The 26,883-nt window shown below is 48.2% G+C and carries 19 protein-coding genes; 8 read left to right on the top strand and 11 right to left on the bottom strand.

Going from position 1 to position 26,883, the window contains the following annotated elements; all coding sequences use genetic code 11:
- Window positions 1-19: 19 nt before the first annotated feature.
- Complete coding sequence (locus ACXAH1_RS22830; protein WP_475199890.1) at window positions 20-868, top strand: chemotaxis protein CheW; 849 nt, start codon at window positions 20-22, stop codon at window positions 866-868.
- 112 nt (window positions 869-980) lie between these two features.
- Here ACXAH1_RS22830 and typA read toward each other — a convergent pair whose 3' ends face one another.
- Window positions 981-2,801, bottom strand: coding sequence for a translational GTPase TypA (typA, locus tag ACXAH1_RS22835; RefSeq protein WP_054017000.1), 1,821 nt, complete (start codon window positions 2,799-2,801; stop codon window positions 981-983).
- 412 nt (window positions 2,802-3,213) lie between these two features.
- Between typA and glnA the strand changes: the two genes are divergently transcribed.
- The 6 genes from glnA to ACXAH1_RS22865 all read left to right on the top strand — a co-directional run bounded on the left by glnA (window position 3,214) and on the right by ACXAH1_RS22865 (window position 8,829).
- Complete coding sequence (gene glnA, locus ACXAH1_RS22840; protein WP_054017001.1) at window positions 3,214-4,620, top strand: glutamate--ammonia ligase; 1,407 nt, start codon at window positions 3,214-3,216, stop codon at window positions 4,618-4,620.
- 256 nt (window positions 4,621-4,876) lie between these two features.
- Window positions 4,877-5,389 carry a DUF4124 domain-containing protein gene (locus ACXAH1_RS22845; protein WP_475199894.1) on the top strand — a complete coding sequence of 171 codons (513 nt, stop codon included), beginning with the start codon at window positions 4,877-4,879 and terminating at the stop codon, window positions 5,387-5,389.
- Window positions 5,390-5,446: 57 nt separating this feature from the next.
- Window positions 5,447-6,508 carry a nitrogen regulation protein NR(II) gene (gene glnL, locus ACXAH1_RS22850; protein WP_475199895.1) on the top strand — a complete coding sequence of 354 codons (1,062 nt, stop codon included), beginning with the start codon at window positions 5,447-5,449 and terminating at the stop codon, window positions 6,506-6,508.
- Window positions 6,509-6,563: 55 nt separating this feature from the next.
- Entirely contained in the window at window positions 6,564-7,964 is a 1,401-nt protein-coding gene (ntrC, locus tag ACXAH1_RS22855) for a nitrogen regulation protein NR(I) (RefSeq protein WP_475199896.1), read from the top strand.
- A gap of 114 nt (window positions 7,965-8,078) precedes the next feature.
- A complete protein-coding gene (locus tag ACXAH1_RS22860; RefSeq protein ID WP_160317416.1) occupies window positions 8,079-8,255 on the top strand; it encodes a hypothetical protein in 177 nt (58 codons plus the stop codon).
- Window positions 8,256-8,370: 115 nt separating this feature from the next.
- On the top strand, window positions 8,371-8,829 hold the full coding sequence (locus tag ACXAH1_RS22865; RefSeq protein WP_054017003.1) for a cyclic nucleotide-binding domain-containing protein: 459 nt from the start codon (window positions 8,371-8,373) through the stop codon (window positions 8,827-8,829).
- Window positions 8,830-8,866: 37 nt separating this feature from the next.
- Here ACXAH1_RS22865 and ACXAH1_RS22870 read toward each other — a convergent pair whose 3' ends face one another.
- The 10 genes from ACXAH1_RS22870 to ACXAH1_RS22915 all read right to left on the bottom strand — a co-directional run bounded on the left by ACXAH1_RS22870 (window position 8,867) and on the right by ACXAH1_RS22915 (window position 25,617).
- Window positions 8,867-10,105 carry a cysteine desulfurase-like protein gene (locus ACXAH1_RS22870; RefSeq protein ID WP_475199897.1) on the bottom strand — a complete coding sequence of 413 codons (1,239 nt, stop codon included), beginning with the start codon at window positions 10,103-10,105 and terminating at the stop codon, window positions 8,867-8,869.
- A 9-nt stretch (window positions 10,106-10,114) separates the two neighbouring features.
- The gene (locus tag ACXAH1_RS22875) at window positions 10,115-10,747 is read right to left on the bottom strand and encodes a 2OG-Fe dioxygenase family protein (RefSeq protein ID WP_054017005.1); all 633 of its coding nucleotides are present in this window, start codon (window positions 10,745-10,747) and stop codon (window positions 10,115-10,117) included.
- A 252-nt stretch (window positions 10,748-10,999) separates the two neighbouring features.
- Window positions 11,000-15,298, bottom strand: coding sequence for a leucine-rich repeat domain-containing protein (locus tag ACXAH1_RS22880; protein WP_475199900.1), 4,299 nt, complete (start codon window positions 15,296-15,298; stop codon window positions 11,000-11,002).
- 118 nt (window positions 15,299-15,416) lie between these two features.
- Window positions 15,417-16,397 carry a hypothetical protein gene (locus ACXAH1_RS22885; protein ID WP_475199901.1) on the bottom strand — a complete coding sequence of 327 codons (981 nt, stop codon included), beginning with the start codon at window positions 16,395-16,397 and terminating at the stop codon, window positions 15,417-15,419.
- Window positions 16,397-17,377, bottom strand: coding sequence for an autotransporter outer membrane beta-barrel domain-containing protein (locus ACXAH1_RS22890; RefSeq protein ID WP_475199904.1), 981 nt, complete (start codon window positions 17,375-17,377; stop codon window positions 16,397-16,399). The genes ACXAH1_RS22885 and ACXAH1_RS22890 overlap by 1 nt, the downstream gene beginning before the upstream one ends.
- A gap of 275 nt (window positions 17,378-17,652) precedes the next feature.
- Entirely contained in the window at window positions 17,653-20,250 is a 2,598-nt protein-coding gene (acnB, locus tag ACXAH1_RS22895) for a bifunctional aconitate hydratase 2/2-methylisocitrate dehydratase (protein WP_475199906.1), read from the bottom strand.
- Window positions 20,251-20,536: 286 nt separating this feature from the next.
- Window positions 20,537-21,589: an OmpA family protein gene (locus tag ACXAH1_RS22900; protein WP_475199913.1), complete on the bottom strand. Its 1,053-nt coding sequence runs from the start codon at window positions 21,587-21,589 to the stop codon at window positions 20,537-20,539.
- 111 nt (window positions 21,590-21,700) lie between these two features.
- A complete protein-coding gene (locus tag ACXAH1_RS22905) occupies window positions 21,701-23,488 on the bottom strand; it encodes an ABC transporter ATP-binding protein (RefSeq protein WP_475199907.1) in 1,788 nt (595 codons plus the stop codon).
- 3 nt (window positions 23,489-23,491) lie between these two features.
- Window positions 23,492-24,928 (bottom strand): protein adenylyltransferase SelO, encoded by a 1,437-nt coding sequence (locus tag ACXAH1_RS22910; protein WP_475199908.1) that lies wholly within the window; start codon window positions 24,926-24,928, stop codon window positions 23,492-23,494.
- Window positions 24,925-25,617: a DNA-3-methyladenine glycosylase I gene (locus tag ACXAH1_RS22915; RefSeq protein ID WP_475199910.1), complete on the bottom strand. Its 693-nt coding sequence runs from the start codon at window positions 25,615-25,617 to the stop codon at window positions 24,925-24,927. Before ACXAH1_RS22915 ends, ACXAH1_RS22910 begins: the two co-directional genes overlap by 4 nt.
- A 110-nt stretch (window positions 25,618-25,727) precedes the next feature.
- Between ACXAH1_RS22915 and ACXAH1_RS22920 the strand changes: the two genes are divergently transcribed.
- A complete protein-coding gene (locus tag ACXAH1_RS22920; RefSeq protein ID WP_475199911.1) occupies window positions 25,728-26,465 on the top strand; it encodes a substrate-binding periplasmic protein in 738 nt (245 codons plus the stop codon).
- Window positions 26,466-26,883: the final 418 nt, after the last annotated feature.

Below are 26,883 nucleotides of genomic sequence, written 5' to 3' on the forward strand. Positions count from 1 at the left end.
TAAACGTACAGAGGCAGACATGGATTTAATCAATTTTCGGGTAGGGAAAAAAACCATTTCACTAAAAATACTGGATATCCTGCTTACAGAGCGTTACGAAGGCAATCTCACCTCTTTGCCCAATGATAACCCCAGCTTTATGGGCGTGAAGGATTATATGGGTACACCGACGCCCATCTTTGATCTGGGTTTGATATTAAATAACCAGTCGTCCTACGATATTAACAAGTCTCTGGTCACTATGTTGCAGGAGCGGGAGCAAGATCAAAAAGCCTGGCTTGCTGAGCTGGAGCGCTGCATCTACAACGACCAGCCTTTTACCCAGGCCAAAGACCCTAAGCAATCTGCGTTTGGTAAATGGTACTACAGCTTTAAAACCGACAATGAAGACTTACGCACGCTATTGGCGCGCTTTGAGGAGCCCCATAATAAGCTTCATGCGCTCGCCGATAAGCTGCTCACCATCAATGCCAAGGGTGATAAAGATGAAGCCTTGCGATTGCTGGAAAAAGAAAAGGCGACCACCTTTATGAAGTTGATCCGCCTGTTTGAATCAGCCAGGGATCAAATCATCCTCGACCACAAACCCATCATTGTATTTACCACCCAGGACGGCCAGCGGCCACACATTGGCCTGCTGGTTGATCAGGTAGAAGACAATATTCACTGTGATGAGTCGGACATCAAGTCTCTGCATGAAATGACCAGTATGGGGTTTGAAATCGATCCGCAAACCCGCAAGATGATGAAAGGGCTGATTAAGCAAGGAGAGCAACATAGCCTGGTACTCGACCCCAGCGCCATCTTTCGTCCCGATCACTTGCAGCAATATGAACCGGAAGAAACCGAGGCCTATGGTTTGTTCTGAGCATTCAATACTGACAACCATGAATTGACCCGCATGGACGGTGTTAACACATTCGTTATAGCAATAAAAAACGCCGCAAATGCGGCGTTTTTTGTATTCGGCAAGTAAATAATTACTTGGCCTGACGGCTCGCGCGCTTACGCTCGCTTTCAGTCAGTAGCTTCTTACGAATACGGATGCTTTCTGGTGTTACTTCTACCAGCTCGTCATCATCGATAAACTCAAGTGCTTGCTCAAGTGTCATGATGATAGGCGGAACCAGGTTCTGTGCTTCGTCAGTACCCGATGCACGTACGTTGGTTAGCTGCTTGCCTTTCAGGGCGTTAACAGTCAGGTCGTTGTCACGTGCGTGAATACCGATGATCATACCTTCGTATACTTCAACACCGTGACCGATGAACAGCTTACCACGGTCTTGCAGGTTGAACAGGGCGTTGGTTAGCGCTTTACCCGCTGCATTTGCGATCAGTACACCGTTCTTACGTTGACCAATGTTACCGCCTTTGTGCGGGCCGTAGTGATCGAACGTGTGGTACATCAGACCTGAACCTGAAGTCAGTGTCATGAAATCAGTCTGGAAACCAATCAGGCCACGAGAAGGCATGATGAAGTCCATACGGATTCGGCCTTTACCATCTGGTGCCATGTCAGTCATTTCTGCTTTACGCAGGCCCAGTTGCTCCATAATAGCACCCTGGTGCTCTTCCTGTACGTCAACAGTCACCGTTTCATACGGTTCTTCCAGCTGACCATCTACTTCGCGCAGGATTACCTCTGGACGAGATACCGCCAGCTCGTAACCTTCACGACGCATGTTTTCAATCAGGATGCCCAAGTGCAGTTCACCACGGCCAGATACGCGGAAGCTGTCCGGGTTGTCGGTTTCTTCAACGCGCAGTGCAACGTTGTGTACCAGTTCAGCCTGAAGACGCTCAAGGATGTTACGTGAAGTAACGAATTTACCTTCCTGACCAGAGAACGGAGACGTGTTTACAGAGAACGTCATGGTTACGGTAGGCTCGTCAACAGACAGCGCCGGCAGGGCTTCAACGGCATTGACATCACACACAGTATCAGAGATTTTCAGCTCACCCAGACCTGTGATAGCGATGATGTCGCCAGCCTGCGCTTCTTGTGCTTCATGACGATCCAGACCCAGATAAGTCAGTACCTGACCTACTTTACCGTTACGTGTTGAGCCATCGGCACCAACGATAGTAACCTGCTGGTTAACTTTCACTGTACCACGCTTGATACGGCCTACACCGATTACGCCGATGTAAGAGTTGTAGTCCAGCTGAGAGATCTGCATCTGGAACGCGCCTTCTGGATCTGCGTCTGGCTTTTCTACCTGCTCAACAATGGCCTCAAACATAGGTTGCATGTTGTCTGACGGCTCGTCCAGGTCCAAGGTCGCCCAACCGTTAATCGCTGATGCGTAGATAACCTGGAAGTCCAGCTGTTCGTCAGTCGCGCCTAGGTTGTCGAACAGGTCAAATACCTGATCCATTACCCAGTCAGGACGTGCGCCTGGCTTGTCGATCTTGTTGATAACAACGATAGGCTTCAGACCCAGCGCGAATGCTTTTTGCGTTACGAAACGCGTTTGCGGCATCGGACCTTCCTGGGCATCAACCAGTAGCAATACTGAGTCAACCATTGAAAGTACACGCTCTACCTCACCACCAAAGTCGGCGTGTCCCGGGGTGTCTACGATATTGATGTGGTAATCGTTCCACTCGATGGCAGTGTTTTTCGCCAGGATGGTGATGCCACGCTCTTTTTCAATATCATTCGAGTCCATGACACGCTCTTCGTTGCCACCGCGTGTCTCTAATGTGCCAGATTGTTCTAGCAGCTTATCGACTAGGGTAGTTTTACCATGGTCAACGTGCGCGATGATCGCGATATTTCTTAACTTTTCAATGCTCATATTTTTACTCAGAGAAGTTGGCCCTCAGTGATCCTAGTCGAATCGCGCAAAAATGCGCACCTAAGATGCCGATCCACAATTAAAGGTCGCGTATTATCCCCTAATAATGTGACAGATGAAAGTTTATCCAGCTTTTTTTTACAGCCCAACCCGTGAAATAACTAAAGTCTGCTGTTTTATCGCTCCACAGTCACAGCCATGTGCTACATTGAAACCATTGCGCAGCGCACCAGGGTGGTGCGAATTCCAATATCAAGGCGCACCAACTTGGTGCATATTGAGGTTCCATATGTTACAGGTAAAAATAACCTATTGATTAATAATGCATTATAAAAACTGGCACGAATAACGCTTAGTAGTGCGCAAATGCAGAGCACTGCAACAAAAAATAACCCTACGAGTCGGAGGACACATGTCACAATCGGTTTTAGACCTTATTAAAGAACACGACGTTAAATTCGTTGATTTACGTTTCACGGATACCAAAGGTAAAGAGCAACACGTTTCTATTCCTCATCACCAGGCCGATGAAGACTTCTTTGAAGACGGCAAGATGTTCGACGGCTCGTCTATCGCAGGCTGGAAAGGCATTAACGAATCAGACATGGTACTGATGCCAGACGCCTCTACCGCTAAACTAGACCCTTTCTCAGAAGAAACCACGCTGATCGTACGTTGTGACGTACTTGAGCCATCAACCATGCAAGGTTACGAGCGTGACCCACGCTCTGTTGCTAAGCGTGCAGAAGACTACATGCGCTCTACTGGTATTGCTGACACAGTATTATTCGGTCCTGAGCCTGAGTTTTTCCTGTTTGACGACGTGAAGTTCAAAACAGACATGTCTGGCTCTATGTACAAAATTGATGCCCAGGAAGCGAGCTGGAACTCAGATAAAAGCTACGAAGAAGGCAACATGGGCCACCGTCCGGGCGTAAAAGGCGGTTACTTCCCGGTTGCACCGGTTGATTCATCAGGTGACTGGCGTAGTGCGACTTGTCTGGTACTAGAAGAAATGGGTCAGGTTGTTGAAGCACACCACCACGAAGTAGCAACTGCCGGTCAGAACGAGATCGCAACACGCTTCAATACTATGGTGATCAAGGCTGACGAAATTCAGGAAATGAAATACGTTATCCATAACATGGCGCACCTGTATGGCAAAACAGCGACCTTTATGCCTAAGCCTGTGGTTGGCGACAACGGCTCTGGTATGCACTGTCACCAGTCACTGGGTAAAGATGGCAAAAACATCTTCGCAGGCGACAAGTACGGCGGTCTGTCTGAAGAAGCGCTTTACTATATCGGTGGTATTATCAAGCACGCTAAAGCCATCAACGCATTTGCAAACGCTTCTACCAACTCGTACAAGCGTCTGGTACCTGGCTTCGAAGCACCTGTTATGCTGGCTTACTCAGCACGTAACCGTTCAGCGTCTATCCGCATCCCGGTTGTACCGTCTGAAAAAGCACGTCGTATTGAAGTACGCTTCCCGGATCCTACTGCAAACCCTTACCTGGCGTTCTCTGCCATGCTAATGGCGGGCCTTGATGGAATCAAAAACAAGATCCACCCTGGCGATGCGATGGACAAAGACCTTTATGACCTGCCAGCGGAAGAAGCGGCTGAGATCCCAACGGTAGCCTCTTCACTGCAAGAAGCGCTGGATTCTCTGGACGCAGATCGCGAATTCCTGACTCAGGGCGGGGTATTCACTGACGACCTGATCGACGCGTATATTGCATTGAAATCTCAGGAAGTCGAAAAGCTGAACATGACAACTCACCCGGTTGAGTTCGAAATGTACTACAGCGTATAAGCTGATTTTCGGTGTTCTGGTGTGTACAGGCTGATAAGGCTTGTACACTGCGCAATCCGGAATGCTTAATTAAGCCATATTCGCTCACTGAGTAGTCTGCTGCTCGGTTAAAGAACAGGCTGACTCTGCGCTCTTAAATCATATGTGTTCTCAAGCCCGCATTGCGGGCTTTTTTCATCCTGCCGCCATGGTAAATTGACACTAAAAGCACTAAAGTTATAGCTGGTCATGTGCGTCTTTTAAGCAAGGTGAAATCGTGTTGCGGCTTTATTGGATCATTCTCTGTTTAGTGTACAGCGGCAGTGCTGTCTCGGATCAAAAAGTCTACCGCTGGAAAGACAAGAACGGCAACTGGGTCTATTCGGATGTACCCAAGAAGGGCTCTGAAAAAGTCAAACTGAGCACCAATATGCTCACTATGCCCGCCACAGATACCAGTATTCTGACACCCACCCAGACAACACCTACCGTAACCTATCAAGCGAAAATAACCGCGCCCAGCGACCAACAAACGCTGCGTGAAAACAGCGGCAGCGTTTATGTGAACGGCTTAGTGACGCCCCGTTTTGCAAGTGGGTTTCAGGTGCAACTCTTTCTGAATGGAAAAGCAACAGGCCCGAAACAAACCACCGCATCTTTTGCGTTACGAGATGTGCCCAGGGGGGAACATAAATTGCAAATGAAAGTCTTTAATGACAAAGGCATGCTGGTTGCCCAAAGTGCAGTAACCACCTTTTTCCTGCATCGCGCCAGCCTGCTTAACCGTTGATTATAATAACAGGTGTGCTAATCTGCAGTGCACCAACTTGGTGCAAGGCGACCCAATATGGCACAACCCTCCTCTGAACTAATACACGAGTTATGGCAAAATTTATCAACCGCGGTGATCTTATTGACCGAAGATCTGACCATTTATTTTGCCAACAACAGCGCCAGTGAACTGCTGGGGCTAGGCAATAAGCGGCTGCTGAACCAACCTTTCGAAACCATTTTTCATCACCACATGATCGACATGAAGCGGCTGCAACGATATGTCCTGGACGATGGAGTCGACTGTCAACAACATAAGGTTGACGTGGTCTTCATCGACAATCGCGCCAGCACACTGAACCTGTTCGCACGCCGCTTTATGCTCCGGGATCGTGCGTTTATTCAACTGGAATGTCGCCGAATTGACGAAGAGCTGCGCTTTGACCAGGCGTTTAATCAGGCGCACCAATATCAGGCTGCCAGAAACCTGATCCGAGGGCTGGCGCATGAGATAAAAAATCCATTAGGAGGGATCAGAGGAGCGGCGCAATTATTGCAGTATGAAGTTCAGCAGGAAGAGCGGGACGAGTGCGCCGAGCTGATCATCGAACAAGCCGACCGCCTGACCGAACTGGTCGACCGTTTGCTGGGGCCCAATGAATTACCCAGAAAGGAGCCCTGTAATGTCCACCGTATGCTGGAGTCGGTGCTCCGCCTCAGCGAACTCGACGGCGCACCGGGGATCCGATTGGTCAAAGATTATGACCCCAGTATTCCGGATGTGGTTATGGATGAAGCAAAAATCCAACAGGTGGTTTTAAACATTGTTCGCAATGCACAACAGGCACTGGGTGAGCAAGGTGAGATAAAAGTCTCCACTCGGATCCGCCATCGCATCAGGCGTGGAAAGCAGTTAATGAAAAAAGCGCTACAGATCCGAGTGACAGACAATGGCCCGGGTATTGCGCAAGAAATGCAGGCAACCCTGTTCTACCCTATGGTGACCAATAAAGAAGGTGGATCGGGACTAGGCTTATCCATTGCACAAACCCTGGTTGAACAGCACCATGGCTTTATTGATTGTGACAGCTGGCCCGGACATACGGAGTTTGCTATCTACCTGCCCTTTGACGCATAAACGCATCGCAAACAAAGATGCGCTGGTAACTAATTATGAGAAGTGGGATCACACAATGAAAAATGTTTGGCTTGTCGATGATGACGCCTCTATACGCTTTGTCCTGGAAAAAGCGCTGGCCCGTGCGGACTTTCAAACCGAAAGTTTCTCCAATGGCCAGGATGTGCTCACCGCCCTGACCTATGATCAACCCGCTGTGCTGATCTCAGACGTCAGGATGCCAGGCATAGACGGTATGGCACTGCTCGAAGAAATAGCCGAACAATACCCGAACCTGCCGGTCATCATAATGACCGCCCATTCCGATCTGGATTCCGCCGTCAACGCCTTCCAAAAAGGGGCCTTTGAGTATCTGGCCAAGCCATTCGATCTCGATGAAGCGGTCTCTCTGGTTGAGCGCGCTTATCAGGCAAGTTCACAAAATAATAAAGCCAGACGACCCAGCAGCAATGCCAAGCAACCCGACATCATTGGTGAAGCACCGGCCATGCAGGAAGTTTTCCGCGCCATAGGTAAATTGTCCGTCTCCAGCATGAGCGTGCTGATTAACGGTGAATCCGGCACAGGAAAGGAGCTGGTAGCAGGTGCTTTACACAATCATAGCCCGCGCAAAGAACAACCATTTATCGCTCTCAACATGGCCGCCATTCCTAAAGATTTGGTCGAATCTGAACTGTTTGGCCACGAAAAAGGCGCCTTTACCGGTGCTGACAGCATTCGCCGTGGACGGTTTGAGCAAGCTAATGGCGGCACGCTGTTTCTGGATGAGATAGGTGATATGCCACTGGATGTGCAAACCCGGTTATTGCGGGTGCTGGCTGATGGTGAGTTTTATCGTGTCGGTGGTCACCACAGTGTGAAAGTGGATGTGCGGATCATTGCAGCAACACACCAGGATCTGGAGCGTCTGGTTGAACAAGGGGAATTTCGTGAGGACTTGTTCCATCGCCTGAATGTTGTCAGGCTGAAGCTCCCTCCGCTGCGAGAGCGCCGTGAAGACATTGCCAAATTGAGCGAGAACTTTTTAGCTCGCAGTGCAAAAGAGTTGAAGGTACCGAGTAAGGTATTGACCCAAGAGGCGCTTAGCGTCATGCAGGCGTTTCACTGGCCCGGTAATGTTCGCCAGCTTGAAAACAGCTGCCGCTGGCTAACTGTGATGGCACCAGGCGATGTTATCAATGTCGCTGACCTGCCTGAAGAACTGAACCAACCTGTACAACTTAGCTCGACAGATGCCGTTGAAGGTGACTGGCTGGATGCCTTTCAGCATTGGCTGGAGCAAGAGCTGCACCAGGGAAAGGAAGACATTTGGCCTCAGGTTCAGGCACAACTCGAAACCAGATTGATAAAAACAGCACTGGCCGTGTGTCATGGCCACAAACAAGAAGCCGCCCTGAAAATCGGCTGGGGACGCAATACCCTGACGAGAAAGCTGAAAGAGCGCAACTTTACCTGAGTGTGCTGGTAGCTGTATGAAAAAACATCACTTGTTCCTGAAAGCTGGAAACCGTACTTTTAATACGTGCCTCGGCACATAAAAAGAACGAAATACAACATTTAAGGAACGACTATGAAAATCAGATTACAGAAAAAATCGCTCAAACGCTTGGACAACAAAACGCCACTGGCTCAGGAGCTGACCCCACAGGCCGCTGGTGGTATGTATGCCAGCTCACCTTACAACCCCGGATGTATGACCTACAAGGGGCTGACTTGTCCAACCTCTCCGTATGATCCGGGCTGCTAAATACGTGCCCGACTGCCGAGCGAAAGCCCGGCAGTTTCTGCATCGGCTGCTACCTTGACCCCACAGTAAAAAGCAAGCACTATGCAGTCATATAGATCCGAACTTGCTGTATATTATGAAACTACTGGAGCATATTCCACTGATCAAACAGTTGGAAATTCTCAACAGACTGGCCTTCTTTAAAGAGTTTACCCTGTCTGAACGTCAGGTACTGCTGGAGTCCTTTAGTCACCTGTATCTGGTCAGTAAAGACAGGCATGCATTTCGGCGCTTTGACAAAGATAATCGACTCTACATTGTGCTCAGCGGTGAGTTGTCAATCTACACTCAGGATCAGCATCACGCGATTGGCAAAGTCGGTCCGGGTGAATTCCTCGGAGAAGGGGCGTTCATTACCCATAGGGAGCGCAGCACCAGTGCGCAGGCAACCAAAGACACCATTTTACTGGCAATCACACCCGATGCACTGACCCGACTGCCCAATGTGATCAGAGAAAAAATCAAAGATAAGATCATAGATGGAATGAGCGCGCGGATCAGTCAACTCAACCATTATATTGAAGATCATTTATAGCGGATCAAAAAAGGCGCCGGAGGGCGCCTTTTCAGTGTTACTGTGCCAGTAACGTTTCGAAGTGTCCGAACAAAATGTCCAGCTCTTCGATGGTGTTGTAGTGCATACACCCAATACGCACCACACCGCCACTCTCCATCACACCCAGCTGCTCACATAAGCCCTGCGCGTAGAAGTTACCATCCCACACACAAATATGCTGCTTGCCCAGGTATTCAGACACCGCTCGCGGCGCAATGCCCTCAAAGGTCAATGCAAAGGTCGGTGTGCGCTCTGCCAGGCGAGTGGTGTCCGAGATACCAAACAAGCGGATCTGCGGGAATGCCTGCAAGCGTGACAAAAAGTGCGCACTCAACGCCATTTCATGGGCTTTGGTATTGGCAAAAGCCACGCCTAACCGCTCACGTCGTGGGGTATCTTCAGGTAGTCCGCTCAATGATGCAATGTAGTCGATGGCGGCGACAACGCCAGCCAGACCTTCAAAGCTCTGTGTTCCAGTTTCCCAGCGCCCTGGCACCACGTCTTTGGCCGGTTCAACTTTGTAAGGCGTAAAGCCGGCAAGGTGTGCCATTTTACCGTAAACCACGCCCACATGAGGGCCGAAAAACTTATACACAGAACAGGCCAGGAAATCACAATCCAGCGCCTGTACATCGATAAGTTCATGGGGCGCATAATGTACCGCATCCACATACACTAAGGCACCAAATTGGTGCGCCAGCTCAACTATCTGTTTAATGTCGTTAATAGAGCCTGTCGTGTTAGATGCATAGGTCACCGCCACCAGCTTAGTCTTGTTGCTAAGCAAACTGCGGAAGTGATCCATATCCAGCGTACAATCGGCCTCATTCACTTTAACCGCATGGACACTGGCGCCCTTGTCTTCGGCAGCCTGACGCCATGATGACACGTTCGAGAAATGATCGGCGTTAGTGACAATCACTTCATCACCCGGCTGCCAGTCGCGAGAGATGGCACGGCTGAAGCTAAAGGTCAGGCTGGTCATGTTAGCACCAAACACAATCTGCTCTTTGGCCGGAGCGTTAAGCAGATCTGCCACAGCCTGGCGAGCATTATTCATCAGCTCAACAGTCTTATCGCTGGAGAAAAACGCCCCGCCGAGGTTTGAGTTAAAGTAACCCAGATAAGCAGACATAGCACTCAAGACCGACTGAGGAACTTGTGAGCCACCCGGACCATCGAGGAAAATAGGTGAATGACCTGCCACTTGCTGCATTAGCGCAGGAAACTGACGACGCACTTGATTCAGGTTCATAGCAGCCTCTTACGCGGTAAACACGAAGCAGTCCAGGTATCCTGTCTGCGTTGCATCCAACTTATTCATTGGTGTCGCGTTGTGCCACACCTCACGGTCATTGACCAAAGCGAACAGGCCATCTTTGATTTCCATCTTGAAGCATGGCTCTGCCTCTTTGTGTTCATACACCAGCAACTCACCACCGGCGATATTTTCGTGAGAGACGCCACACACACAGACATGGTCAAAGCCGTCCTGATGCACGCCTTCCGGTGCAGGCGGCGTATCGCTTTCAATGGCCAGCATGCGGAATTGGTGTACTTCGATATCACGCTCATCGCTGATACCTGTCATAGCTTTAAACTCATTCAGCAGGTGTTTAAAACCGTCACTGTGGATCAGCTCATCTTCCAGGTTTTCATACACGCGCTCAACATTACCCTGAAAGGTATTGATTGAGTCGTCCTGGACAAAGGCTTTGGTCGGCTGCAATGCCACCTCGCCACCGGCGAATTTCAATACAGAGTAACGGCGTTTTCTGAATGCGCCGTCTGCATACGGGTTATCTGGCAGACGGTTAAACGAAGGTTTAACGGCATCGATCTGCGCTTGTTGAATAAAACGAAGTTGTAGCAAATTCTGGTTGTTTACTGCGGTCATTTTGCTCTCGCCTAGGGATGACAATTTGGCGGTGATCTTAATCCATTTTTGAGGAAATTGTGATTTTGAATCTGTCTATTTAGTCGGTTTAAAAGAATAATTAGCCTTCTTTTTGCAATTTTTTAAATCAAAAATACACAAGTTACAAGTTGACAGCTTGCCACATAAAAAAACAGGACTTTGCACGCAAAGTCCTGTTTTAGCGGTCAGTGCTGTGTCGGTTAAACCGCAAAGCACAACGCAGGCATAAAATTAAGGCAAGGGAACAAACTCCACCTCTAACACACAATAGCCTTGCAACGGACCAAGCCGGTAAACAGTGCCCAGTAACTCACCCGGGCAACCGGTGGCGCTGCCAACCTGATGACCGGGATCGGGTGTCAGGTCAAGATAAAATGTCCCCCCGTTGGCTATTTCCACAAAATTTATACCGGCCCAGCCATTCCCCATTACGTTTATTCTGGCAACCGCCCCCTGACTAAAGCGCAAGTTGCTGTAACCTTGCGCCTGCATATCCGCCAGATAGGCCATAGTCTCATCACTAAGCGGATTGAGCGTTAAATTAAGCGTAGTCCAGTGATTATAGATAGACGCGATGCCCGACACGGTAGTTACTGCGCTTCGTTGCGCATCGAGATAGCGCAAGTAAGGTGTATGACTAAAGTCTAACGCGGTAATTTTTGTATTAGTGACATCAAGGTAGTTAAGTTGTGGGTGAGCACTCAAATCTAAACTGGTCAACTCGGCCCCATGTAGGTTTAAGTCGGTTAGTTGTGTTGGTACGCTAAACTTCACCTCTGTTAAGGGATTTCCCGCCAGACTAAGATCCATAAGCTGAGGCAATTCAGACAGGTCCAGCTGCTCTACCCCCGCATCTTGCCACAATAGTTTTTCCAGGTTGCTCAGCTGAGCCAGATCGATACCTGCCGCATCTAGGTTTGCCGCATTAATATTACTTATGTTTAATACCTTAAGTGCATAAACAACCGTTTTATCTATCTTATCCAGCAAGCTCTGGCTCAATGATATATCCAGATATAGCAGTGGTACACCTGGTGCCAGAGTCAGTGTCTGCCAATGATTGTTGTTTCTAGCATTCAATTCAATCAACTGAGTTTGCTGACTCAGGTCCAACTCTGTGAGCTGTAATAAATTGCCTACATCAAGCTGTTGAAGTTGAGGATTCGCCGATAAATCGAGCCGCTCAACAGGATTTCCATCAATACTCAATATTCGCAGCTGAGGAGCAGGTGCAAAGTCAAGTTGTGCTAAATCATTGTAGCTGGCATGCAGCACGGACAACACCGGCATGTTTGCCAGCTCCAGAGTGCTTAAGCGGTTACCCGATATTGAAAGAGTCGTTAATCGCGGATGGTTACCTGTGGTGAGCTGGCGCAACTGGTTATCGTATGCATAAACCTCTACAAGCTGGCTTAAGGTTGAAATATCCAGTTCCGTTAACTGATTTATACTCAAATCTAACCTTCTTAGTGCCGTAAAACGACTCAGTTCCAGCGCTGTAATCTGAGCATTAGTTAAGCCGCTATTTTGTAAAGTAAGAACCTCTATACGCTCTGGATTTGGGATCGTTAACAGAGGAAGACCATTGCTGTTATTAGAGAGCTGTAACTCCCTTAATTGCGTTAGCCCGGACAAGTCTAACTCAGTAACAGACAAATACGACAACACCAGCGTCTCCAGGCTAGTCAGGTTAACTAATCCGGATACAGATCCGATCTCATCGCGAAAGCTGCAATCCAGATCGATCACTTCTTCAATCGACGAAACATTGAGATCATCTACACATTGAGCCAGAACAGGATCGGTTATCCCGACTTGTTCAGCCAGGCTGGGCCGCTCGACAAAGGTTACCGTTACCTCACAGGATCCCGTTACCTCGGGGATCACATACAACTCGCCTTCCTGGCGGCCATTGCACCCCTGAATGGTATCGAGCATATAACCCATATCGGCTACAAAGCTTAATTCAGCGCTCCTCCCCTCAATGACTTGCTGATAATCCGGATAAATATAGCCATTGCCACTGGCACTGGCTGTCACTGTAAACATGGTGGGGCTAACGAACCAGGTCTGGCGATCTGCCGCCTGACAGCCAGCTGCCGCCGCATACACACAGACCTGGATTTTTTGCGCATCGTAATCCAACAGCTCGACCAAGTGGGCCTCTTCGCCCTTGGTAAATGCCAGCTTGCCTGCTCTTAAGGAAACAGGATAAGTCGCTCCCAGTAAAGAAAGCTGATACCCGGCCTCACCCTGGTTGGGTGCATCTGCGTTTTGTGGCGTAATACCGGTGCCAAATAACACTTCCTGCCAACCTTGCTCTGCGTCATAAACCCAAAGCTGCTGCTTGTCTTCGAGGTTTCTGTGGTAAAATTCGCGTTGCGCTATCGTATCGCTGTACTGGTAAACAAACAGGTTGGCTCTGGTAAAGAATAGCTCACCCTTTGAGTTATAATTTTCAAAGGTTTGTATCACATATCGCTCATTCCCTGACACAGCCACGAGTTGATATTTATACCGCGCGTCAAGTATGCAGTCAGGATCGCCTAACTGGCAGTCTTCGACTCGTGGCCAACGCGTGGAACTATAGTAGTCTCGATACAGCTCACCGTCCTTAATATACCAAGTTGCCCGAGTTTTAGACAAGTTGTAATGCACCTTACCAGTCTCAAACAGATCTATATCGAATTGTTCAGTTCGACCAATCAAGCCATGCCAGCGACCTGCAGCCGTCTCTTCAGTCAAAGCCAAATCGGGCTGTGCAGCGATCATCAGACCAAACTCGGTATTTGGCCACTGTGGCACGCTGAGGTCCAAGCTCACAATCTGGTAGCCGGTATCCAGCTTCTTGGTGAACCAGAATGAAATTGAGCCCGTCACATCGCCTTCACGGTAGCTCACCGTTAAAGTGTTATCGGTTAACTGCCAGCTGAGTTCATCATCGGGGTCATCCAGCGCTATAACCTGCCCGTCAGCTTTAAACTCAAATCTTTGGGGTGCTGATTTCTGCGATTCTTCATCCGCGTCACTCAAGTCAAGGTACCAAACCCCCAGTAACGACTCTGGGGTGACTTGTGCCATTTTCAATTTGTTGATCAGATTGCTGGTGTAGCTGACTTGGTGTACCTGCGTGCCGGCATTATCACCTTCAATCACCGTCTGCCCCAACTCATCGATATCGACGGTTCTGAACACGGTATTTTCTGCCAGTACCGTGAGTTTAATGACATCAACATACACCATGTGCTTACTGCGCGTTGATGGATAGACAGAGTAGTCTCTGTGCCACTTTGTGGATACATGAAGCGGCTGCTTCAGCGTAATGGTTACGGTGTTTTGCTCCTGCACCCAGCTGTCAATTTCAACCGTATTAATTGCCGAAACTGAGCCGCTCCCCGTCTCATTCAGACTGATGTGATAAGGCGGCAGATCGGCGTACTTCACCGACTGCACAATGAAATCGCCCTCAAGTGAGGTGTCAGGCGCAGCAATCAAATCGTCATCCGACTTAATGCTTTTTTTGGTCTGTGCAATCAGCTGCGGATCAGCCGCATTCAATTCATCTTCGAATGCCTGCGCGGTTTGCTCATCATCGATTAAATCCAGCGTTGTGCTAACGCCCTCTGGCAAGCTATATGCGTCGTTGTCCACCACAATTTTAATCAAAGATGCGAGGGTAAGTTGCTCGTCAGCATCCACATTCAACAACGCCTGCTCCAACTGTGCGTCCGATTCAATGGCTGCGCCAGTGCGTGTCATTAAGGCATATTCAGCGGTGGTTACATTGGTCACATTCACACCGAAGTGCTCACTTTTGTCCAAAATACCATCCTCACCCGCTTGCTGCTCCAATCGGGCAACAGAATGAAGTACCGATACAAACTCGACCTGACTTTGTGCATCAACCCCAGTTGCGGTTACCACCACCGGACGGTCGGCCTCGCTCTCATCCACAATGAGCGTTGCGGTATATTGACCTTCGCTGGATGCACTCACTTGCGCTTGTGCACTAGCGGCTTGCACCACAACCTGTGCATTGGCTATCGGCTTGTCCGTCACAACACCGGTGAGGGTCACTGAGTTCACTTTTCGCTTGATCACAACCTCCTGACTGGCGCTACTTGTAGCCCCTTTATCATCGCTCACCGTGACGGTAAATGTGACTGTCATATCCTGATTTATGTCCGGCACAGTGTAACTGGGCGTGGCCGTATTAGTGGCAGTTTCTGTCAATTCTAAGGACGCATTGTGTGTCCAGACATAACTTGCCACTGAACCATCGGTATCACTGCCCTCGGCTGTCAGTGTAAATGCAGTGCGCTCTAGCTGAGTCTCGGTCGCGTTAATACTGACTACTGGAGGCTGGTTTTCTGGTTCGGTGGGTGTTGGTTTAGGGTTTGTCTGTGTATCTGGCTGGGTGTCAGGGGATGTACTTGGTTTATCACTCCCGCCGCCACAACCGGCCAATGTAAAGGCCATGACTGAAATGAGTGGCAAACACCGCCACCTCGCATTCATTGCAAACTTCATGTTTTTCCTTATTGAAAAAATACAGCTAATTTAAAGGCTTATATGCCTTTTATGTTATTTTTGTCATTATTTACCCGGCTGCCCCAGTGTATGCCGACAGCCTCTGGGTACACATTAATTAAAGCTTATTGTTAATCGCCTCCAGTTGTTCGCTAAAACTCAGATGGCGTAAATCCCCCAGGCCAGCCTTATTCGTCATTTCTAAGAGCTGTGCTTCGAGTGCCAGTAACGGGGCCTCTGAGCGCTTATCGTCAATTGCCGCCTTCCTGCTTATATGCTCAGCAAAAAGCTGCTCCATTCTTTTCACTTGTAACTCTGCCAGGTTCACCCGGTGCTCTATATCATTATACGCGCGGACATTTTGACGAATAAAGCTTTTTGCAGACTCCGTTGTGGCTTTTACGTCCTGATAAACCGTAGGTAAAACCTCTGCCTTGTCTGAGCTTGCTAATCGTTTCACATTTTCAAGTACTTTACCCAAAAAGTAGTGCTCAGCTGCATCTTGCTCTAATGCATGAAGCTGAGACTGAAATTCAGGTAACGCCTCTTCAACCTGTGCACGCTTACCCGCCACCAGCATTCCCTTGAATTCAAGGTGGCGACTTTGCGCACGCTCATAGCGGCGCGCAAAATGGCGTTGAGTTTCTAACTTATCGAGTACAGCAAAATGAGAACGGATCGGCTCCAGTACGCTCACTATGGCTTGTTTTGCGCTTTGCGCGGCTGCGAGCAAACTCACAATCTCCTGACTGCTTGCCATCACCTCATCGGCTTTTGTATCAGACGAAAACAGCGAGGCACTGTCGAGAGATTCACCTGGGTTCGCATGCAGCTCTGCGAAGTCTTGCTGCAGAGACTGCCACAGCTTGTTTGCTTTGCTTGTGCGCTCGCTGTCATATTCAATCAGGGATTCTTGCTCGGATAAGGCCATTGCCTGTTGAGCCTCCAGATAAGCAGCCTCCGCTTTACTGTAAGCTGCCTGGATTTGCTCTGGTGTGGCACTGTCACCGCTGACTATATTACTCACTGAATCGAGCGTTTTACACCCGCCTAACAAGGTTACTGCCAGTAATAAGGCGATACTGCTTTGTTTGTACATTAATAGCTCCACTGTAGTCCAGCTGAAAGAGACACATTAGTATATTCGATATCAGGCACAGTCCGCCGGCTACCATCTGATTCTGAAATAGCATCACGTTCTTTATAGGACACATCAACCCCCGCCATCACGGCAATGGTTTTAAATACCTGATAACGAACGCCCGCACGGCCCTGCATGCCCCAACCGTTAAACGTTTCACTGAGTGTTTTTTCTATAGTGCGAGTATTTTGCACCCGAGTATACACTGGGAGCGTAATTTCAGCATCGGCATACCAGCTGAATTTATTGGCGGTGTTCTGCAATTTACTGTCATACCTGACTCCGACAGCTGCAATAATACTCATTTGATCTTCAGTCGTTGACACTACAGATTGCAAGTTCCCTGGCAGGCCTTCTAAATCTCCTGTGCCAATGTTGTTTTGCCCGGGCAAATTAAAACGGGCGACCGGATCATTCTCGCCACGTGGCGCAGACTGTAAAACCTGATCAAACTGACCTGCACCGGGCTGTGCAAATTGAAAATCCGAGCGGGTGAAACTGGTTGTGAATACCCGTCCACCCATAGTCACTTGCAATGCCCGCGTCATGTTATAGGCGGCACTCATCGCAATTTCGTTGGATTTAACTTTAAAATCGTTGAGCTGTACTGCGCCAAACTGGTGTATCACTGAGCTGTCGTTGGGGTCCGTGAAATCATGCACATACCAGGTCTCTGTATCCAGGCCTGGATATATCGTTGCAGCCGTCCCGATATAAACTCCCCAGTCATCGTTGATGCCAGAATATGACAGTTGTCGGATAGTCGGGTTCCTGACAGTTGCATCCTGGGTAAGACGACCCAGTCCGCTCAAATCATTGAGTGCTTCACTATAATCGATGGATTCAAAGCCAAGCCGGATTTCACTATAAGAGGGGTTAGGGGCTGCGGCAGCTGTGCCTGTTGCAAAACAGCACGCCATGATGAACGATTTATTCATAGAATTAGACCTTGCGCAGAGTGGACGTGAATGCAACACAAGGAGCATGTAACGATCCCTGGTCACAATTTCTTACATCATTGTACAATTTTAATTCAGCTCACTGGATAGTCAAGGCGACCTGAATAATCAAAAAGACCAACAAGCAATTGAAATAGAGGCAAAAAACGCTCAACACAGATTATTAAGACGCTTTTTTGATACACCAGCAGTATTCGCCCAGCCCCGAAAACTAAAAAAGCCAGCACCAGGCTGGCTTTTCGAACATACTACTCTTACACAGCCTGCTGAATAATCACGCTATCTGCTTTTTTGGTGTAGTGAGGCATTTTATGGAAGTTCAGGTAGCGATAAGTATCTGCCGCCGTAGCGTTGATCCGCTCGGCATATTCCTGATATTCCGCCGGGGTCGGTAACTTACCCATAATCGCCGCCACGGCGGCCAGTTCTGCAGACGCCAGATAAACATTGGCACCTGTCCCTAAGCGGTTGGGGAAATTACGCGTCGACGTGGACACCACAGTGGCTTTGTCAGCCACCCGAGCCTGGTTACCCATACACAAAGAGCATCCCGGCGTTTCGATGCGCGCACCAACACGACCATAAATCCCATAGTAACCTTCGTCGGTCAGCTGATCCCTGTCCATTTTGGTAGGAGGCGCCACCCACAGTTGAGTGGGTAACCGACCACCGAAATTGTCCAGTAACTTACCTGCCGCCCTAAAGTGACCGATGTTGGTCATACAAGAACCTATAAAGACTTCATCGATTTTCTCGCCGGTGACTTCTGATAGCAAACGTGCATCATCAGGGTCATTCGGCGCACATAAAATAGGCTCTTGAATTTCTGCCAGATCAATCTCAATTGTATGCGCATACTCTGCGTCGGCATCTGCCGTCATCAGCTCTGGATTGGCCAGCCACTCTTCCATTTTAGTAATACGACGCTCTATGGTTCGAACATCACCATACCCCTCTGAGATCATCCACTTTAACATGACGATGTTGGAGTTCAGATACTCTTCGATGGACTCCTGTGACAACTTAACCGTACAACCCGCTGCTGAACGCTCAGCCGATGCATCAGATAATTCAAATGCCTGTTCTACAGTGAGGTGTTCAACCCCTTCAATTTCCAGTATACGACCAGAGAACTCATTGATCTTACCTTTCTTTTCAACCGTCAGCAGGCCTTGCTTGATGGCATAATAGGGAATCGCATGTACCAAATCACGTAACGTAATACCAGGCTGCATCTGACCTTTAAAACGAACCAAAACGGATTCTGGCATATCCAGTGGCATCACGCCGGTCGCCGCCGCAAAAGCTACCGCACCAGACCCAGCAGGGAAGGAAATGCCCAATGGGAAACGCGTATGGGAATCTCCGCCAGTGCCTACTGTGTCAGGCAACAACATTCGATTCAGCCATGAATGGATAACCCCGTCTCCAGGGCGCAATGACACACCGCCACGGTTCATAATGAAATCAGGCAAAGTATGGTGCGTATTCACATCGATAGGTTTGGGGTAAGCAGAAGTATGGCAGAACGACTGCATTGTCAGATCTGCTGAAAAGCCCAGACACGCCAGGTCTTTCAGCTCATCCCTGGTCATTGGGCCTGTGGTATCCTGCGAGCCGACTGTGGTCATGGTTGGTTCACAATACTGACCAGGACGCACACCTGGCATATTACAGGCACGACCGACCATTTTCTGCGCCAGTGTGAACCCTTTACCTGAATCTTCAATTAGCTTAGGTTTACAGAAAATCTCTTCCGGCTCCATACCCAATGACTGCCGTGCCTTGTCTGTCAGTCCGCGACCAATGATCAGAGGAATACGGCCGCCAGCGCGCACTTCGTCGAGGATCACGTCAGATTTGAAGCTAAACGTGGTGATCACCTCATCGCTGCCATGACGCTTCACAACGCCCTCATACGGGTAGATATCAATCTGATCACCCATGTTCAGGTCGTCTACAGGTAACTCAATCGGCAGCGCGCCCGAGTCTTCCATGGTATTGAAGAAAATAGGTGCTATCTTACCACCCAGGCACACACCACCCACTCGCTTATTCGGTACAAACGGAATATCATCCCCCATGAACCAAAGCACTGAGTTAGTCGCCGATTTACGTGAAGAGCCTGTACCGACCACATCACCAACATACGCCAGTGGCAAGCCTTTTTGCTTCAAGGCTTCTAGCTGGTCCACCGGGCCAACTTCACCCGGCTTGTCCGGATTAATCCCATCACGTTCATTTTTCAGCATCGCCAGCGCATGTAATGGAATATCCGGCCGTGACCAGGCATCAGGTGCCGGTGACAGATCGTCGGTATTTGTTTCACCCGTGACTTTAAACACTGTCACAGAAATTTTGTCTGCGACAGCGGGCTTTTCTAAAAACCATTCAGCGTTTGCCCAAGACTCAATCACTTGTTTAGCAAATACATTACCTGCTTTGGCTTTTTCTTCAACATCATAAAATGCATCAAACATCAGTAGGGTATGAGACAACCCTTTAACTGCAATGGGTGCCAGTTCGTCGTCATCCAGAAGATCTATCATAGGGGCAATGTTGTAACCGCCCAGCATAGTACCCAGCAACTCGGCTGCATAAGCTTTTGAGATCAATGCCGACTCAGCTTCACCTTTAGTGATAGCGGCCAAAAAGCCCGCTTTAACATAGGCAGCGTCGTCCACCCCTGGTGGTACACGGTTGATAAATAGATCGACAATAAACTCTTCTTCACCTGCCGGTGGTGTTTTCAATAATTCGATCAGTTCTGCCGTTTGCTGCGCGTCGAGCGGTTTAGGGACGATCCCTTGTGCCGCGCGCTCCTCAACATGTTTACGATATTCTTGAAGCACAGTTTTGCCCTCTTGGTGACGTGAACGGATAGTTAAAGCCAGGTACTCACAAGTACCAATAAATTTACTTAAACATAAAATATGATGATTGATTATAAGGTCTTAGAGTATAGATGAAAATCAAACGGCTACTTAGTCGTCTTATACTCGATATAAACAACGTGAATGTTATGAAAGAAAAAGAGCACACTCATGAATATATGTAACCGTAAATAGTCAGTGACATGGGTATAAACCAGCCACAAAAAAGCCCGGTTCTCTCCGGGCTATCTCTACTCAAATCTGATTAACGTTGAACTTTTACGCGTTCGATTGATTTCACTTTTGCTTCTACACGACGGTTTTCCGCATGAGCTTGTGCAGAGTCACCCATGTTTTTAAGTCGTTCTTCACCATAGCCAACCGTTGTAATACGCATTTCATCAATGCCTTTCTCGACTAGCTGTTTTGCTACGGCATCTGCACGCTTCTTGGACAACCATTTGTTGTATTCTGCTTTACCTACCGCTGAGGTATGACCTTCAAGCACCACCGTTGTTTCAGGGTGCTCATTCAGAAAGCGTACAACCGCCTGAATGTCATCCAGATACTGCTGAGACACGCTGGAGTTATTGTTAGGGAATCGTACCAGCAGGCTAACCGTCACTTCTTTGTCTTCATACAATGTGCACCCCTTTGCATCGACTGCATCGCTCATAGGTGTGTTAGCACATTGATCATCCATGTCATAGATACCATCTTTGTCGCTATCAACAGGCGCTGCAACCACCACCACAGGCTCTGGCTGCGGAGCAGGAGCAGGTTCAACAGGCTTGCTGTGACCTGAACTGCCAAAGAAATAATTGATCCCCAGCTTTGCGCCAACATCCGTGTACCCACGGTCAATACCCTGATAAATCGCCGTCTCAAAATTAGCCGCAAAGTTATCGCTGAAGTGATGGCGATATCCTGCACCCACATTCACAAAGGTATTGCTGTCAAAGACATCAATTGACTTGAGACCCGCCAGCGCATAGAAAGGTCCACCGTTGAAGTGATACAAAGCGTCAACGCCAATCCTGTCACCATCGACAGAATCGTTACGAACGCCCGACAGATCAAAATCCATGTCTGCATATTCAATGCGACCACTCCAGTACTTGCTGAAACGGTAACCCAACTCAGCACCCCAGCCTGTTGAGTCATCCACCGTAACACCGGCTGCATCTCGGCTATTTTCCCACTCCGCATTGTAGTAGTCGCCAAAGACACCTAAATACACGCCTTCTTTGTGCTCGTCGGCTTGCGCACCGGTTGCAATTAAAGCTGATACAACAACGCTTAGCATTCTTAGTTTCATCATCCTTCCCTCTGTAAAATAATAGTGCAATCTGATATTTGCAGTAATAATAGTAGATGATGTCTTAATATTTACTTAACACCAGATAGGAATTTTTTGTTAATTTTACATTCAGCTCTGATGACCAAATAGCACTCGATAAAGACCTTGCTCTGCAACCAGGCTAAGGTGATCGCCAGCCTGACTCACCACTCCATCATCCAATACATAGATTTGATCTGCCTGACGAATAGCACTCAGACGATGTGCAATAATAAGTGTGGTTCTGCCAGATAAGAAGGTATTTAAGTTGCGGTGGATCTTCGCCTCTGTCTCAACATCTAACGCCGAAGTCGCTTCATCGAGTATCACTACTTTAGGGTCGGCAGCTACCATACGTGCAATCGCCAGACGTTGTTTTTGTCCTCCAGATAAGCGAACGCCATTTCTGCCTACCACGGTATCTAGCTGCTGTGGCATTTCCATAACGGTCTGGGCAAGTTCGGCTACCTTTAACGCATGCCAAAGCTGCTCATCATCACACGGCTTACCCATTGACAAATTTTCCCGAATACTGGCATTAAACAGTATCGGCTGCTGTAACACAGTTACAACATGCTCGCGAATCGCGTGAAAACCCACTTTTTCGACCGGTATATCATTAATCATGATATCCCCGGCCTGCTTCTGGTATAGCCCCAGTAGTAACTGAACGACTGTCGACTTGCCGCCACCAGACACCGCCACCAAAGCCGTTTTTTTGCCACTGGGTAAAGTCAAAGACACATCATTGAGTACTGGCAAACCATCCTGATAAGCAAAGCTGACATGACGGAAATCTATCCGGATATTGGATTGTTGAAATACTTTGCTGTCTGCCACCTGATGCGGCTCAGTGTCAAATGCCAGAACCTGATTGAGGCGCTGTAGCGCAGCCGTGGCACCGTAGTAAGCATACTGAATGCTTAGTATTTCCTGTACCGGCCCCATCATAAACCACAAGTAGCCAAACACCGCAAAGATCTGGCCAACGGTCAGATCGGAAAAGACCACCATCAGCATGGCAATGGCGCGAAACACCTCAAAGCCTAATAAGAATACTGTAAAGCTCAAGCGATTTACCGCATCGGTCTTCCATTGTGACTGAACAGAGTGATGACGCAATGACTTTGCAGCATCCACAACGGTATCAAAATAGCTTTGCTCACGTCGCATGGCTTTTAACTGAGCGATGGCATCCAAGGTGTCGACCAGTGCACTCTGAAACGCTTCAAAGGCATTGTTTTGACGCTTTTTAAGATCCTTGACACGTTTGCCAAATTGCCGGGAAAAGTAAATCACTGCAGGATTCAGAGTCAGAATGATCAATCCAAGCACCCAGTCGATCCAGAGTAACACTACAGCCGTTCCTATAATCGTTAGAATGCCAATTAAAAAACGGGATAGAGTTTGGCTGATAAACCCATCGAGTGTTTCAATATCTGTGATACATCGAGAGCTGATCGCCGCAGCACCCTGTGTTTCATATTCTTTTAGCTGCACTTTTGCCAAATGCACCAGCAGTCTTTCGCGGATCCGATAAGAAATATCCTTACCAATAATGGTAAACTGCCGAGACTGAGCAACCCCCAACAGCAGCGCTGCGAGCCTCATACATATCACGGCAATCAGGATCGATACGATATAGCCTGTCGCGCCTTGCCACTGCGCAGGTAAGAACGCATTCAACGTGTCTACTGCCGTCCCGGGATGTGCCAATAGTACTTCATCAACCAGCAAAGGCATCATCAGTGGGATAGGCACACTCACCAAAGCAGCACACAATGCGATGAGATGGGCATAAATCAATGGCGTTTTGTGCGTGAGGATCTGCCGTTTGATTTCCTGCCAGGTCAATGCCTGATCGGTCTGTTCACTCATAGTTTAAGTACCACAAAACGTTTGATAGGTCTGTTCGTTCGACATGGTTGCCAGCCACCTTGCAGGGTATACCTGATACAAGTAGGGCGTTTTGAGCGCATGCAGCCATTGTGTAAATTCGTCGCTATGCTTCGCGAGGTTAAACTCGCCAATGAAGTGCTCGACCATACCATTGCGCGGGATGATCGCAGGATTAACCGACTGCATGATAGTATGTGCCGCTGACAAGTTGCTGTCTCCAACTCGTTTGCGCCACTTTCCGGTCCAGTCAGCCAATACCTCTGGTATCACATAACCAGGAAGTGGAGTGGGCTGTATCGAGTTGGTAAGGGCTGCAAAGGTATTGGTGTAATCGAGTTTGTTTTGCTGCATGAGCGATAGCAGTTCACTTAACAGTGTCTGATCAGACTCCTGCCAGCTTAGTAGCCCAAGCTTTTTTGACCACATCTGTTGATAGCCCTGGTTAAATTCTTCCGCAAACTGGCTTAAGACACCGGAAAAGCGTTCGAGTGCGGCATCTTTGTCATCCATCAACAGCATCAGCGACTCTGCAAGGCGGCCACAGTTCCAGCTGGCAATATTCGGTTGCTGACCAAATGCATAGCGTCCCTGACGATCAATGGAGCTAAACACCGCATCAAATGAGAAAGACTCCATCATCGCACAGGGCCCATAATCAATGGTTTCACCGTTAATCAGGGTGTTATCCGTGTTCATAACACCATGAATAAAACCAACCTGCATCCACTTTAGGATCAAGGCACACTGATGCAAACATACACGCTCGAAAAAGTCGAAGACTCTTTGTTCGCCACTTGAGGAGATGTCATTAAACTGATCTGTGATGCAAAGCTCCACCAATTGCTGCATTGTATCAACGTCCTTTTTCATTGCCATCAGCTGAAATGTTCCAACCCGGATATGGCTTCTGGCAATGCGACATACAACGGCACCGGGCTCTCGCTCTTGCCTCATTACCTGCTGATTGGTCGACAACACTGCCAGACACTGTGTTGTCGGTACTCCCAGCGCCCGCATTGCATGACTCATGATGTATTCTCTCACGGCAGGACCCAGTGCGCATAACCCATCGCCCCCACGAGAAAAAACCGTCGCCCCAGAGCCTTTCAGGTGCATATCATAGGTATGCCCCTGCGCTGTAGTAAAGGAGGCGATTAGATGTGCTCGGCCATCACCAAGCTGTGGATTAAAGTGACCAAACTGGTGACCGCAATATGCCATTGCAGCCGGCTCGATGTTTTCAACTCTGGACCTACCCGCCAGATAGTCTCGCAACTGCTGCTGATCAACATCCATACCCAATTCGGTTAATAAGTCTGAATTGGTTAGTAGTAGCTGTGCGTGTTCAAACTGCTGAGGCCGTTGCGGCACCAGGTAAACCTCACCCAATTCGGTGTAACGGGAAAAAAAGTCACTCATGATGAAACTCCTACCACATTGTCACCCACGCTATAAGCAACGAGCTGACTTAATTTTTGCAACGAATAACCACTTTGTCTACGTAGCTCATTGAAGAAGGCTTGTGCAGCACGCAATGACTTTAGGCTATGCAGTCCACCAGAGATAACATCATGCGCTCTCAGATAAGCCTCAACATCACGGCTCAGAATAAATGTATCTTTTCCAACAGCCCTCAGTGCATAAGGACCTGTGTTACCACCCAGCCGGCTCCCCTGCTTTTTCAGCAAGAGCCATAATTCTATAATGTTGTCTTCCGGCCAGTTCGCCACTAGCTTACTAAACTTACCATGTTCAAGTGCCAGCTCATGGATCATCTGACAGTTATGAGCAACGCTCTGCACTTTTTTGTAGTTACGTACTATACGTTCGTCCTGTGCACGCTGTTCATACATTTCAGGCGACATATACAGTAGCTTTTCCACCGAAAAGTCCCAAAATACTTCACGAAAACCGGGCCACTTTGCATTGATCACAGACCAGTAGAACCCACTTTGAAATATTTTTCTTGTAAATTCTTCTAACCAAACATCATCGGATAGCTTTATCAGCTGTACTTTTGACAATGGCTCCGTGAGTAGTGGCTCCAGTGAATCTTTCGAGCCTTTTCTCGCGCATGCTCGTTCATAAATATCTAAAAAACTTTCCACAACTTAGCCTTTTATTCTCATCATTTGGTTAATCGCTTTTGTTGGCCTATTCGTTTTATTCAACAATAAGCGCTATAGTTTTGTTTAGCCCAGTTTTTAGAGCCTTGTCAGTGAAATACATTATTTTTGCTTTGGTTTTTAGTCTCACTACCGCAGCCGAGACAGTACATATTACAACAGGTCAATGGCCACCATACGTAGACAGGCACCGTGAGGATCAGGGCTGTACCGCTCAGCTTATCCGAGATGCATTTGCTTTGCACGGGATCCGGGTCAGGTTTGTGTTTATGCCATGGCAGCGGGCCTATGAGGAGGGGAAAAAAACTGAATTTATAGGTAGCGCTTACTGGTACTATAATGAAAAGCGGGCATCAGAGTACATCTATACCAGTTATCCTATCACCTCAGAAGTATCTCACTTTTATCATCTTGATACTCTGGCATTCGAATTTAACTCTTATGCCGACCTCAAGCCATATCGATTACTAATTAACAAAGGCCTGACTTATCCGGATCTGCTTTGGCAAGCCATTAAGGAACATGAGATTGAAGTCATGGAGGCAACGTATACCACCAAAAACTTACAATTTCTGCTACGCAGACGCACAGACATTATTATTTTGGATGAGCAGACAGAGAGAGAATACGCCAAAGCCCTACCAGACTCTGATCTGAAACGCCTGGTAAGACAGCCAAAACCAGCTTTCTTTAACCAGGGATTTCTGTTGATAAATCAACATAGTGAAAAATATGCGAGGATATTTGATCAGTCAGTGAGAAAACTGATGTCTGACACCACTTACCGGCAAAAATATAAGGCAAATTGCTCAGCAATTAACGACTACTAAAAAATGGTGTTTTAGTACCGAGTTGAAAACTTATTTTATCTAGTCAGGCTTTAGAGTCTGATAATGATTGTCTCCTCTGAATACGATCCAGACTCACTGTGCGGGATGACGATAGTGTAGACCTGTATGAATGGAGAAATACATGATACTTCGTCAGAAATCGCTCTATACATCATGAAAGCAAGGAGTATGTTTGAGCCGGCGTATTTACTACACGTAAAGTGTCGCCTTCCAGCAGCGGCTCCAGGTTTTCCCTGCTCTACCACACCTCAAACAGCAACTCCGTTGTCATCCCGCACGCGATGCGGGATGACGATAGTGTAGACCTGTATGAATGGAGAAATACATGACACTTCGTCAGAAATCGCTCTATACATCATGAAAGCAAGGAGTATGTTTGAGCCGGCGTATTTACTAC

It is taken from the genome of Pseudoalteromonas sp. AWH4_217 (assembly GCF_056161105.1).

Excerpts from the sequence above, each read along its gene's own strand:
- ACXAH1_RS22830 (WP_475199890.1), top strand. The coding sequence starts at position 20 with ATGGATTTAATCAATTTTCGGGTAGGGAAAAAAACCATTTCACTAAAA.
- typA (WP_054017000.1), bottom strand. The coding sequence starts at position 2,801 with ATGAGCATTGAAAAGTTAAGAAATATCGCGATCATCGCGCACGTTGAC.
- glnA (WP_054017001.1), top strand. The coding sequence starts at position 3,214 with ATGTCACAATCGGTTTTAGACCTTATTAAAGAACACGACGTTAAATTC.
- glnL (WP_475199895.1), top strand. The coding sequence starts at position 5,447 with ATGGCACAACCCTCCTCTGAACTAATACACGAGTTATGGCAAAATTTA.
- ntrC (WP_475199896.1), top strand. The coding sequence starts at position 6,564 with ATGAAAAATGTTTGGCTTGTCGATGATGACGCCTCTATACGCTTTGTC.
- ACXAH1_RS22860 (WP_160317416.1), top strand. The coding sequence starts at position 8,079 with ATGAAAATCAGATTACAGAAAAAATCGCTCAAACGCTTGGACAACAAA.
- ACXAH1_RS22865 (WP_054017003.1), top strand. The coding sequence starts at position 8,371 with ATGAAACTACTGGAGCATATTCCACTGATCAAACAGTTGGAAATTCTC.
- ACXAH1_RS22870 (WP_475199897.1), bottom strand. The coding sequence starts at position 10,105 with ATGAACCTGAATCAAGTGCGTCGTCAGTTTCCTGCGCTAATGCAGCAA.
- ACXAH1_RS22875 (WP_054017005.1), bottom strand. The coding sequence starts at position 10,747 with ATGACCGCAGTAAACAACCAGAATTTGCTACAACTTCGTTTTATTCAA.
- ACXAH1_RS22880 (WP_475199900.1), bottom strand. The coding sequence starts at position 15,298 with ATGAAGTTTGCAATGAATGCGAGGTGGCGGTGTTTGCCACTCATTTCA.
- ACXAH1_RS22885 (WP_475199901.1), bottom strand. The coding sequence starts at position 16,397 with ATGTACAAACAAAGCAGTATCGCCTTATTACTGGCAGTAACCTTGTTA.
- ACXAH1_RS22890 (WP_475199904.1), bottom strand. The coding sequence starts at position 17,377 with ATGAATAAATCGTTCATCATGGCGTGCTGTTTTGCAACAGGCACAGCT.
- ACXAH1_RS22900 (WP_475199913.1), bottom strand. The coding sequence starts at position 21,589 with ATGAAACTAAGAATGCTAAGCGTTGTTGTATCAGCTTTAATTGCAACC.
- ACXAH1_RS22905 (WP_475199907.1), bottom strand. The coding sequence starts at position 23,488 with ATGAGTGAACAGACCGATCAGGCATTGACCTGGCAGGAAATCAAACGG.
- ACXAH1_RS22910 (WP_475199908.1), bottom strand. The coding sequence starts at position 24,928 with ATGAGTGACTTTTTTTCCCGTTACACCGAATTGGGTGAGGTTTACCTG.